This is a genomic window from Streptomyces sp. NPDC008139 (assembly GCF_042957025.1).
Lineage (GTDB): Bacteria > Actinomycetota > Actinomycetes > Streptomycetales > Streptomycetaceae > Actinacidiphila.
Genome location: NZ_JBIBHM010000034.1, coordinates 1 through 10,993, shown reverse-complemented (window position 1 = coordinate 10,993; position 10,993 = coordinate 1). Strand labels below are relative to the sequence as shown.

Below are 10,993 nucleotides of genomic sequence, written 5' to 3'. Positions count from 1 at the left end.
CCTCCGCGCGAAGTCCACGCCGAGTATGAGAAGTTGCGAATCGCCGCGTGAAATAAACGGTCAGAAGCCTGTCCGGAAAACGTGAGGCCCCTCAGCCCGCTCTTTACCGCGATCCGGGCGACTTCCGGGTGGCCCGGCCCGTACCGCCTGGTCGACATCGGATGTGGCCTGGGCTATCTGGTGCGCTGGCTGGCGGCCACCGACGCGCTCGGCGCGGACGTGGAACTGGTCGGGGTCGACCTCGATGCCGCCCTGGTCGGCGAAGCGGGCCGCCTGGCGCGTGCGGAGGTGCTCAACTGCCGGTTCGTTCACGCGGACGCGTTCGCGCTGCGGCAAGCGGCGACCGTCTACGTCTCGACCGGTGTGCTGCATCATTTCCGTGGTCCGGCTCTGGACAGGTTCTTCCAGACCCAGGCCGCCTCTCCTGCGGCTGCCTTCTGCCACTTCGACATCGCCGCGACCCGCCTTGCGCCCATCGGCGCCTGGATCTTCCACCGGGCCCGGATGCGCCACCCGCTGGGCCGCCACGACGGCGTCGTGTCCGCACAGCGCGCACACAGCGACGAGACGCTCCTGCGCGCCGCCGACGTACCTGGCATCCGGCCCCTGCTGTACGAGCCGCAACGCTTGGCGAATCCGTTCTGCACGACGGTGCGTCCGGTCATCGGGGTGCGCCCGCCGTTGGAGGCGCCGTTCCGGCTGGCCCTCGGTCGGGCCGCCCGTCACCTGGTCGGCCCGGAGTACCTCGCCCAGGCACCTCGATGACGCCCGCCATACCGCTGGCGCTCCTTGGCCTGATGGACGCGGCGTTCAGCGGCTTCCGGGCCTACGCGGGCCGTGATGCCCGGATCCGCAAACGCCGGGCCAACGCCCGAGCAGCCCTACGCGGGCTGGCCGTCGGGAGCGTCCTTCTGCTGGCTCCCGCGCTGACCGCCACCCTCGTCCTCATGACTGCGGCGGACCGAAACCGCTCGTACGACAACCTGACCGCCGGGGGCCGCGGCTACCTGCTCCCGCTCACCGGCTACGCCGCCATCGTGTTCCTCTCGCTCGCCGCGTACTTCGTCCTGCCGTTCCGGGCCAGCACACTCGCGGTGGTCGTCGGCCTCGGCCCGCTGACCCTGCTGCGCCCACTCGCACTCGCCGCCGCGTGCGCGGGGGCGATTCTCAACGGTGGTGGGAGGACCGCCCTGCTGATCGGGACGATAGCCAGTGCCGCCGTGCTGTGCGTCGAACCCGTCGTTCACCGCCGCTGGTACCGCCGCGTGCGGACAGCAGTTGAGTGAGCACACTGGCAGCACGCTCGACGCCCTGGGCGGCGGGGTTGGCGATGTCGGGCATGACCAGGGTCCCGGCACTGGTGCGCAGGTACGTGCGGTCAGTGGGCCGCCTGATCAGATGGGCGCCCTCGACACGGCTCTCCTCCAGCAGGAGCGCGGCCTCGGCGACGCGCGGGTCCGCACCGGTGCCTTCGGCTGGGTCATCGGTCTGCGGGGCAGCTACTTCATCAGATCACTGCCTGGTGGCGGTGTGAGAATGCCCGACCGGCCACGGGCATGAACGCCGGGCCCATGAGTTGCGCGGCCTCGTGAGCCTCCTCCAGCAGATCAGCGAGCACCCGACCGAGACGAAGGCGTCGTGCAGGTCCAAGCGGCGTTCCCATCGAACGGCGAGACGCTTGAACTGGTGGAGCAGGGCGAAGGTCTGCTCCGCTACGTAGCGGATCCTGCCCAGGCCCTGGATATCGGGCTGGCCCTTGCGGGAGATGACCGGCAGGATCCCGCGCCGACGCATCTCTTGGCGGTGGGGGTTGCTGTCGTATCCCTTGTCGCCGAGTACGGCGTCGGGGCGCTTGCGGGGGTGGCCGACTCGGCCGGCGACCGGCGGGATGCCGTCGACCAGGGCGAGGGTCTGGGTGACATCGTTGACGTTGGCCGCAGTGGTGATGGCCTTGAGCGGGATGCCGCCATCGTCGGTGATCAGGTGGTGCTCGCTGCCGGTCTTGCGGCGGTCGACCGGTGACGGGACCGGCGCGGCACCCCCCTTTTCCCCGCGCACGTGGGAGGCGTCCACGCAGGCGCGACTCCGGTCCAGTTCGCCGACCGCGTTCAACTCCGCGAGCAGTATCCGGTGCAGTCGGTCGAAGACTCAGGCTTCCTGCCATCGCCCCAGGCGCCTCCAGCACGTCTGCCCGGAGCCGAGGCCCAGCTCCAACGGGAGCTGCTGCCGTGGGATCCCGGTGCAGAGCACGAACAGGATGCCCTGCAGGCACAGCCGGTCTGGGACTGGGTTGGGTCCGGGCGACCGCTCGGGCCAGGGTGGCAGCAACGGCTCGACCCTCGCCCACAAATCGTCGTCCACGACTCACGGCTTGACGCTCATGCCCTCACGACCGGCTCAATCGTCGCACTGGTTACGGCTGACCTGCAGCCGCCCGCAAGATCGTGCTACAAACTCTTACGGTCCGCTGGCGGCGTTCAGCGCCTGGATGAAGTCCTGGGGCGTCATGGGTGCGGTGCTGCTCGAACCGGCGACATTTTGCCCGTTGTACTTCAGGGTGGGCGCGCCGGCGATTTTGCTCGCGTTGAACTTTTCGACCATTCGATTGGCCCACGTGGCGAAGGTGTCCTCCTTCACTGCCGTCTCGAACTTCGCGTTGCCCTTCAGCGCCGGCACCTTCTCCGCGATCTTGAGGAGGTAGCTGGTGCTGTTGAACCTGTCTTTTTCCTCCGAGGGGTGATTCTCTTTGGAGTAAAGCTCAGCATGGTATTCCAAGAATGCGTCCTGGCTGACGTTGAGGGCGGCCCCGAGTGCTTCGAGGGCCCTATGTGATCCGTGCCTCCCGAATCTGGCATCAAGGAAATCGCCGAAGTTGAACGAAAGGCGGTAGCGGCCGTCCCGGTACCCCTTAGAACTTCCGACCCTACGTTTTGCTCGAACTGGGCGCAGACGGGACAGCGTGGATCCTCGTAGAGGTCCAACCTGTCCTTGGCGTGGCCCAGTACCACGCTGGTGCCTTCCCGCCCGCTGGTGTTGGCGGGTTCGAAGCGGGGTCTCTGCCGTTGCCTCTGCGTCGTCCCGAGTCGTGGCGTACACGGCTACGCCTGCCGCAACGATCAGCGCCGTGACGACACCTCCCCCGGCAATTGGTTGCCGTCGTATCCGGTCATGCTTTTCCTGCCGTTCCCGCTCAAGCCGCAGCCGTACGCGTGCGGTCGGCTTGGGATTGTTGTCGCGTTGTCACATGGTGGATCCTGAGCCTTCCTCGACGGCGTCGAGTGATGCGCCGCCCGCAAACCTAGATCGCGCCGTTCGTGAATTCCCGCACTTCCGCTTGGATAGCTGACTTCCATACGGCTCCTTCGGCACGGATCAGTTGGGGTACTTCATCGACACAGTGTGCACTGACAGCTACTCCGCCGCCTGGGTGGGGAGCTGCCACCACCCAGCCTTCTCCTGGGACGTTCCAGCGCCGCGCGGGGGTTGCGATTGCGTCGATGGTGACGGAGTGAGGTTGGCCGTCGGGGTCGATGGATGTGAGGTACGAGACGTCGCGGATGACCCACTTGCGTACCGGCCCCTCGGGCAGATCGGTGGAGAGGTCTTCTGCGAGGTGCAGCAATGCCCAGTTCGCGTAGTCTGCGAACTCGACGCCCCGCTTGAATTGGGGAGAGAACGAGAAAACAGAAATCCAGGGCTCGGTGCGGGTCCGAGTTCCTCGCGTGAGCCCGATTCCCGTGACCTCGCTGCCACCGTCTCCGCAGAGGGTCATCGGGGAGATGACAGGAACGAGCGAGCTGTCGCAGTCGTACACGGGAAAGTTCGCCAGTATGTCTTCTCGCAGTGCCACGAAATCTCCTAGAAAAGAGAACATTGCCGGGCGAAGGCACCGGTCAGTATAGGTTGTCGCGGCCTGCGCGGAGGCGCCTTTTCGGAGAGCGTGGCAGTGTCGAAAACCTGGACGGCCGCTCCGGGGCGGGGTGGTACCCCGCCCCGGAGTATGGGCACGCCTGGATCAGATGACCTTCTCCTCGTAGTCCTCAGCGCCTCCGGGGCCGGTCGCATCCAGCGACCACTTGCCGGGCATGGGACAGAAGACGTAGGTCACGGCCCCCGTCGAATACGAGACCGTCATGACCACACAGGCCCTCCAGGCCGCGTGACCAAACATGTCACCTTCCCTGCACCAGACCCCAACGTCGACCAGGATGGTCCCGTAGTAGCGACCCTTGCGGGTCGCATACTCATCGACCCCGACCACCCTTGGGGCCGGAACCTGAGGGTCGGGCAATGCCTCGACCAGCCGTAGCACCGTGCTGCGGCTGACGGGCACTCCGAAGACTCTGGCCAGCCGGGCGCCGGCCCGGCCGGCGAGCGCGAGCCCGACCGAGGCCAACGTCGACCGCAGCCGCTCGGTCCGCCTCCCGTAACGACGGGTCAACCCTGACAGCTGTTCCACGAAGGTCCGCCGTCCGCACGAGATGACCGGGCAGAGGAACCTGCGGACGCGTAAACAGAGCGCGACCCGCCGGCCCCCGCTGGGCACATCAGCAGGAAAGCGAAGGTAGGAGCTGTGAATCCGCCGCGACCAGCTCCCACAGTCGGGACAGACCGCCCCGGTCACCGTGCTCCTGGCCACTATGTGTACCGCTTCGTCGTTCACGTCGACCGACAGCACCGCGACATCGGCGATCGACGGGAACAGCAACTCCTCCAGCCGGAGCACCACTTCTTCCACGGGCCGAACTGTCAGCCACACCGCACTCGGTACGGCTCAATTCCGGGCAATTTCCACCGGGCTCGCTTGTCCGATAACCATCACTCAGCGTGCACACTCCACGGAAAGTGAGCCAGAACCTCAGTTCTGACTCCACCTGCGGCCGTGGGCCCCGCGTTGTGTAACTGAGATTCGACTCCACCTGCTGGCGTCGGAGGCTTGGTGGAGGCGGCTCTCGGTAGGCTCCGGATGTGGATCATCGAGCCCTGTTCGAAGAAGTGTGCGCGGTGCTGGCGCGGGCCGGGGTTCGAGCCCGCGCCGGTGGGGCCAGGAGGGTCTGCATGTGGGCCATCGGCCGCAGGGCGTGCAGGTCGACAGGCGATCGCCGCGCATGCCCGGGGCCGGCCCGGGGGCCTGGTCAGCGCCGAAGGGCAGCCGTGAGGCGATCATCGCCCTCGTTTTCCGTTCCAGCCGCTTCGTTGAGCTGAACGTGCGTGGAAGCCAGTCGGGTCGGCCTTCGTGCGGATTGACCGCCACGGCACGGCGCCGTCAACCGGCCGTTGCTCCGCCACGGCGGGTTGCAGAGCAGGCGGTGGCCCCGGTTCGGGGTCCTCGAAGGGGTCGAACGGGTGGCGGGCCCGGCCCCGGCCCAGTGTCCCGTGTGCCGCCTGCGCCTGTGGGGCTCGGGACAGTGTGTGCAGCGGCTCGGCGGGGTTGCTGCGAGGTGTCAGCGGGGTTGCTGTGCGCTGAGCAGTGTGAGGGCGTTGCGGATGCCCTCGTCGAGGAGTTCGTCGGAGAGTCGCGGGTCGGCCAGGGCGCGGGAGAGCTGCAGTGTGCCGACCATCATGGCGTAGACGCTGAGAGTCTTGGTGCGTACCGAGCGCAGGTCGGCGGGTGCCAGGCGGGCGGCGATACCGTCGATGACGGCGAGCACGCCGTCGGTGTACGCCTGCTTGGTCTCGTCCGTGCAGCGCCCGATCTCATCGAGGAGTGCGGCGGAGGGGCAGCCGTCGTCGGGGCTGTCGCGGTGCTGGGGCGACAGGTACCACCGTACGATCTGCTCGAGTCCGGCGGTCCCGGGGGCCGCCTGCTCGATGACGTTCGCGTACTGCGTGGCCAACTGGTCCGCGACCGCGGTGGCCACGAGGTCTTCTTTGGATGCGAAGTGGGCGTAGAAGGCGCCGTTGGTCAGTCCGGCGTCCGCCATGAGCGTCGAGATGCCCGAGCCGTCTATGCCGTCCTGCTTGAACCGGCGGCCGGCGGTCTCGATGATCCGCTGCCTGGTCGCCTGCTTCTGCTCTTTCCCGTAACGCGCCACGCGTCCGCTCCTTTGTGTGCCGGAAGGGTCGTCTGCCCCGCCGGTTCCGCCATCATATTGGATTACGAACGCACTCCAATGGGGTGCGGGCGGCATCGTGGATCACCGCTACGCCTTCTCTGTGGCCGGCCCGGTTCGGTCGTTGCCGGGCGCCATCGAGATCACGACCTTTCCGGCTGTGGTGCGGCCCTGCTCGACGTGTGCCATCGCTTCGAGCGTCTGGTCGAAGGGGAACGTTCGGTCGATGACCGGGCGGAGCTGTCCGTTGTCGTAGAGGGCGGCGAGCTCGCGCAGCTGGGTGCCGCTGGCCTGCATGAAGAGGAACTGGTAGCGCACGCCCAGGGTCTTGGCCTGCTTGCGGATCTTGCGACTGAGCACGTTCATGACCAGGCCCAGCAAGGTTGGGGCGCCGAGTTGCTTGGCGAACGCGGCGTCCGGCGGGCCGACGACACTGATGGCCAGGCCGCCAGGCTTCAGTACGGTCAGTGACTTCTCGAGGTTCGCCCCGCCGAGGGAGTCCAGTACCAGGTCGTAGCCGGAGAGCACTTGCGAGAAGTCCTCCTTGGTGTAGTCGACGACGATGTCGGCGCCGAGGCTCCTGACCAAGTTCTCGGTGCGGGAGTTCGTGGTCGTCGCCACGGTGGCCCCGAGGTGCTTGGCGAGCTGGATGACTGTCGATCCCAGGCCACCGGCACCGGCGTGGACGAGTACCTTCTGGCCCGGCGTCACGTGGGCGCGGTCGACGAGGATCTGCCAGGCGGCTAGGGCCACCAGCGGCACTGCTGCCGCGTCGCTGAGCGTGAGTGACTGCGGCTTGGGCGCGACGTCGTCCTGGTCGATCGCAATGAACTCGGCGAAGCCTCCGATCCGCAGGTCGCGGGGACGTGCGTAGACCTCGTCGCCGACTCTCAAGTCGCGCACGGCGGACCCGACCTGCGTCACGACGCCGGCGACGTCGTGGCCGAGCACGAACGGAGGCTTGTACTTCAGGAGTCGTTTGAACTCCCCGTTGCGGACCATCTTGTCCAGCGGGTTGATGCTGGTGGCGCTCACTTGGACCAGGACGTCGCCGTCCCCGACGGTGGGCTCGGGAACGTCTGCGGCGCGCAGGCCGTCCTTGCCGTACTTCTCGACGACGAATGCCTTCATGTCAGCGGCTCCTGTGCGTGATCTTCTTGGTTGCCTTCTCGGCGGACGGTGCGCGTGCCAGTGCGGCTTCGACGTCAGCTGCCGAGGTGCTGGCGAAGCCACTGACCCATCTGCTCGATCGCCCGGTCCACCTCTGGCACGCGCCCCGCGCCCAGGACGAACGAGTGCTGGCCCCCGGGCAGCGGGCGGACCTCGGAGAGGATCTTGTAGTCGGCGAGTCGGCGGCCGAAGTCGGCGCCCTCGCCGGCCAGCGCCTCGTACTCGCCGTAGTGCAGGGCCGTGGGCGGCAGACCGGTCAGGTCGGCGTTCACGATGCTGATGGCGGGGTCGGTGAAGTCCACGCCGGGGTCCTGCAGCCAAGCCGCTCGGAACTGTTCGAGGATGTCCCGGCTGAGCATCTTGTCGAGTTCCTCGTTCTCGTCCACCTTCGGGTTGCTGATGGTGAGGTCGGTCCATGGCGAGATACTGATGATCGCCCCAGGGGCCGCCTCGCCCTTGGCGAGCAGGCGCAGCGGCAGCGCGACCGCGAGGGTGCCTCCGATGGAGTGGCCGGTGCTGGCGATGTTCCGCGGCTGGTAGCCCTGGGCGAGCAGCCAGCGGTAGGCGGTCTCCGCGTCGTCGATCTGCGCCGGGTGGGGGTGCTCGGGCGCCAGGCGGAAACCCACGACAAGTGAGCGGGCTCCGGCCGCCTTGGCGATGTGGCCGGCGGCCTTGCGGTCCGATGCGATCGAGGCGGCGACTGATCCGCCGAAATGGAAGTGGAGCAGTGCCTTGTCGGGGTCGGCGCCCTCGGGGATGGCCCACAGGGCGGGGACGCCGTCCGCGTCCACGTCGGCGTAGGTGACGCCTTGCGGCTCGGTCGATGCACAAGCATGGGTGTCGACGATGTCGCGGACGATGGCCAGATCCAGGCCCGGTGTCGACGCCTTCGCGCGCACGCTTTCGAGGAACTGCGCGAACTGCTGGGCTTCCGTACTGATTCCCATGGTGATGCTCCTTGTCAGGTCAGAGCTGAGCGCGCCTGTCGCGCGCACAGCAGGTCGATGGGCCGGGTGCGAGGTCAGCCGGGCATCCGGTTGAATCTGCGGATCTGCTTGTCGAAGATCCCGGCGGGCAGGAGGCGTCGCGCGGTGGTGATGCGCGAGGCGAGGGGTCCGGCGGTGTAGCGCAGCTTCGGCTTCGCGGAGGTGGCCGCCGTCACGATCTCCTTGGCGACGACGGCGGGGTCGTCGCCGCCCTTCATCGCCGCAGCGACCACTTCGTCGAAGACACGCCGCCGCTGCGCATACAGGGGCAACGGGGTGTCGGGCTGCACGGCCTTGGCATCGAAGGCGGTCCGGGTGTAGCCGGGCTCGACGAGCAGGACGCGGACGCCGTGCTCGCGGACCTCGTGGTCCAAGGACTCGGAGTAGCCCTCGACGGCGTGCTTCGCGGCGACGTAGAGGGCCATGTAGGGCTGCGGGATGACGCCGAGGACGGACGAGAGGTTGACGATGCGTCCATGGCCCTGGGCGCGCATGTGCGGCAGGACGGCCTTCGTCATGCGGACCAGGCCGAAGAAGTTGAGGTTGAAGAGGCTCTGGGCCTGGGCGACGGAGTTCTCCTCGACGGCGCCGGCCGAGCCCAGACCGGCGTTGTTGACCAGGACGTCGATCCGTCCGAACCGTTCGATCACTTCCTGGACGGCGGCGGTGACGGATTCGTCACGGGTCACGTCGAGGTCGAGGAAGGTCACACCGTCGGGCCGGGTGAGTCCAGAGGTGCTCCGTCCGGTTCCGATCACCTCGAACCCGGCTGCGACGAAGGCGCGAGCGGTTGTGTTGCCGATCCCCGATGACGCCCCCGTCACGAGTGCCACCGGCCGATGTGTCGCCATCACAGACTCCCTACGTCATTGAATTACGATCGTTTAACTTATGGTCGTAATACTATTACGGGACGGGGCGGATCGCAAGGAACGGCTCCGGCGGCTGCCCGGCCGACCTGGGGATGACAGCCCGGACGGTGTGATCGACCGGCTGGTCGCGGAGACCGCGTCGGTCGTTGCGGCGCCAGGCCGCCGACCTGCACGCGGTCGCCGGGGTTCCGGCCCGTGGGGCGGGAACGGACGGGGCCCAACCAGAGCCGTCCGATCCGGCCCGTCCCGGGGATGCGGCGGTCCGCTGATCAGGCCCGGGCTGGGTGCGGCGCCGGGGGGAAGCCCGGCACCGCACCGCGATCGGTGGGGAGCGCGGCCAGGAGGGACCACGCGCGGTCGCGCTGCCCCGGCAGCATGCGTACTTCACGGCGCCACTGATCGGCCAGAGCGGTGAAGACCGGGGTGTCGTCGGCGAGCAGAATCGATTCTCCGCCGTCCCCGGTCACGGCCCTGCGGCGCCGCCCGGACGGGGCATCCGCGGCTTAGTGAGGCACTGTCACACCGTGCGCAACGAGGCGATGGCCGCGACAGCAACCGCCGACTGGCACACTTCACTCCACCGGGTCGTCCCTCGCGGCGCGGCCCGCGTGCCCGCTCCGGGCCCCGCTCGTTGACCCGGTATGACCAGTCGGCTCGACGGCTGTGTCGGGGACCCCGTGATCGCCGCCATAGTGGCGGCGGTGCGCGACGGCGACGACGCCCATATCCGTGACCTCCTGCGGGCATTGGCGCAGTATGCGGACGTGGACACGCTGTTCGCGCTGCCCGACGCGCTCACCTTGGACTTGGAGGCGGCGCGACTGGGTCAGCCGCCAGCTTGAGCTGCGGCCATCTGTTCGGCCCGAGCCCGAGTGACGGCCAGACGGTAGGAGTGGGTGCCGGTCTCGATGATGTTGCCGCCGAACGTCAATCGGTCGACTATGGCGGAGCAGAGCCTTGGATCGGTGAACGTTTTGGTCCACCCATCTGGGGCTGGCACATGTTCCTTTTCGTGGATCGCCGCTGCCACCAGTTCACTCATATGCGCGACCTCGTGTCGCACCGCCCCAGTCGACTTGGGCCTGGGCGCCGGGGATTACCTCGAAGCGGCGGTGCATCCCCGCCAACTCCTTCGGGGTGATGCCGAGATCCTCAGCGATCCTCGGGCGGGCTTCTTGAACGTAGAGCTTGACCCGCTGGTAATTGCCGGAGAACCTATATTCCGTTGCCAGCCGCTCGTGGATGACCGCAGCCTTTATCAGGATCTCCGCACGGAGCATCGAGTCGATCAGCGGTGCGAACTCGTCGATCACCCTGGCACGGGCCGCCCCGTCGGCGACCGACGAGGCGGGGTGGATGGACCTGGGGCCGAGAGGTACTTCCGAACCGTCTTCCGGTCCAGCCCGGTCTCCCTGGCGATCTCCGACAGGCTCATCGACCCGGACTCCAACAAGCCACGGAAACGACGCAGTTCCAACCATCGGTGCGAATCCAGGACCACTGTCCATCACCTCCACCGCCCCACAACGACCAAGCAGCAGCGTGCCGAAGCAGCCCCCTCAACGCATCAAGAACTGGCCGCGTTCATCCGTACGCGGGTGGGGACGTTCATATGTACGCCGACATCCGCCGGCATCCTGCCCGTCCGCGACGAATACATGGCCCGGCTGGAGCAGTGGATCGACCGGAAGCTCGACACGATCGATGACACCGAGGACCGCAGGCTGATCACCGCCTTCGCTCGTTGGGACCGCATCGCACGCCTGAGGCGACGATCCCGCGGCAAGCCGATATCTGCCCAAGCGGCCGACATCATCCAGTGAGGGGCCTCACGTTTTCCGGACAGGCTTCTGACCGTTTATTTCACGCGGCGATTCGCAACTTCTCATACTCGGCGTGGACTTCGCGCGGA

General features: G+C 67.6%; 11 protein-coding genes and 5 pseudogenes. 4 read left to right on the top strand and 12 right to left on the bottom strand.

Annotated elements, in window-relative coordinates; genetic code table 11:
* The first annotated feature begins 81 nt into the window (after nt 1-81).
* Both ACFZBB_RS34700 and ACFZBB_RS34695 read left to right on the top strand, forming a co-directional pair.
* Nucleotides 82-765, top strand: coding sequence for a methyltransferase domain-containing protein (locus ACFZBB_RS34700; RefSeq protein WP_391131218.1), 684 nt, complete (start codon nt 82-84; stop codon nt 763-765).
* A complete protein-coding gene (locus ACFZBB_RS34695) occupies nt 762-1,286 on the top strand; it encodes a hypothetical protein (protein WP_391131215.1) in 525 nt (174 codons plus the stop codon). Before ACFZBB_RS34700 ends, ACFZBB_RS34695 begins: the two co-directional genes overlap by 4 nt.
* On the opposite strand, the pseudogene ACFZBB_RS34690 reads toward ACFZBB_RS34695, so the two are convergent.
* The 10 genes and pseudogenes from ACFZBB_RS34690 to ACFZBB_RS34645 form a co-directional block, all read right to left on the bottom strand.
* A pseudogene (locus ACFZBB_RS34690) lies at nt 1,237-1,479 on the bottom strand (hypothetical protein); the annotation flags it as partial. The gene ACFZBB_RS34695 and the pseudogene ACFZBB_RS34690 sit on opposite strands and share 50 nt — an antisense overlap.
* A gap of 33 nt (nt 1,480-1,512) precedes the next feature.
* Nucleotides 1,513-2,361 (bottom strand): annotated as a pseudogene (locus ACFZBB_RS34685) (IS5 family transposase).
* Nucleotides 2,362-2,457: 96 nt separating this feature from the next.
* Nucleotides 2,458-2,949, bottom strand: a complete 492-nt coding sequence (locus tag ACFZBB_RS34680; RefSeq protein ID WP_391131221.1) for a thioredoxin domain-containing protein — start codon at nt 2,947-2,949, stop codon at nt 2,458-2,460.
* Between the two features lie 8 nt (nt 2,950-2,957).
* A pseudogene (locus ACFZBB_RS34675) lies at nt 2,958-3,008 on the bottom strand (hypothetical protein); the annotation flags it as partial.
* A 290-nt stretch (nt 3,009-3,298) separates the two neighbouring features.
* On the bottom strand, nt 3,299-3,850 hold the full coding sequence (locus ACFZBB_RS34670) for a hypothetical protein (RefSeq protein WP_391131212.1): 552 nt from the start codon (nt 3,848-3,850) through the stop codon (nt 3,299-3,301).
* A 165-nt stretch (nt 3,851-4,015) separates the two neighbouring features.
* Nucleotides 4,016-4,738: a transposase family protein gene (locus tag ACFZBB_RS34665; RefSeq protein ID WP_391131209.1), complete on the bottom strand. Its 723-nt coding sequence runs from the start codon at nt 4,736-4,738 to the stop codon at nt 4,016-4,018.
* 706 nt (nt 4,739-5,444) lie between these two features.
* Complete coding sequence (locus ACFZBB_RS34660; RefSeq protein WP_391131207.1) at nt 5,445-6,035, bottom strand: TetR family transcriptional regulator; 591 nt, start codon at nt 6,033-6,035, stop codon at nt 5,445-5,447.
* A 108-nt stretch (nt 6,036-6,143) separates the two neighbouring features.
* A complete protein-coding gene (locus tag ACFZBB_RS34655; protein WP_391131205.1) occupies nt 6,144-7,184 on the bottom strand; it encodes a zinc-binding dehydrogenase in 1,041 nt (346 codons plus the stop codon).
* 74 nt (nt 7,185-7,258) lie between these two features.
* Complete coding sequence (locus ACFZBB_RS34650; RefSeq protein ID WP_391131202.1) at nt 7,259-8,170, bottom strand: alpha/beta hydrolase fold domain-containing protein; 912 nt, start codon at nt 8,168-8,170, stop codon at nt 7,259-7,261.
* 74 nt (nt 8,171-8,244) lie between these two features.
* Nucleotides 8,245-9,060: an oxidoreductase gene (locus ACFZBB_RS34645; protein ID WP_391131199.1), complete on the bottom strand. Its 816-nt coding sequence runs from the start codon at nt 9,058-9,060 to the stop codon at nt 8,245-8,247.
* Nucleotides 9,061-9,722: 662 nt separating this feature from the next.
* On the opposite strand from ACFZBB_RS34645, the gene ACFZBB_RS34640 reads away from it, so the two are divergent.
* Entirely contained in the window at nt 9,723-9,923 is a 201-nt protein-coding gene (locus ACFZBB_RS34640; protein WP_391131196.1) for a hypothetical protein, read from the top strand.
* Here the strand turns inward: ACFZBB_RS34640 and ACFZBB_RS34635 are convergent.
* Nucleotides 9,908-10,066 (bottom strand): annotated as a pseudogene (locus ACFZBB_RS34635) (ATP-binding protein); the annotation flags it as partial. The gene ACFZBB_RS34640 and the pseudogene ACFZBB_RS34635 overlap by 16 nt on opposite strands.
* A 79-nt stretch (nt 10,067-10,145) precedes the next feature.
* A pseudogene (locus ACFZBB_RS34630) lies at nt 10,146-10,582 on the bottom strand (IS21 family transposase); the annotation flags it as partial.
* Nucleotides 10,583-10,679: 97 nt separating this feature from the next.
* Between ACFZBB_RS34630 and ACFZBB_RS34625 the strand changes: the two are divergent.
* Complete coding sequence (locus ACFZBB_RS34625; protein ID WP_391131193.1) at nt 10,680-10,904, top strand: hypothetical protein; 225 nt, start codon at nt 10,680-10,682, stop codon at nt 10,902-10,904.
* The last annotated feature ends 89 nt before the right edge of the window (nt 10,905-10,993 follow it).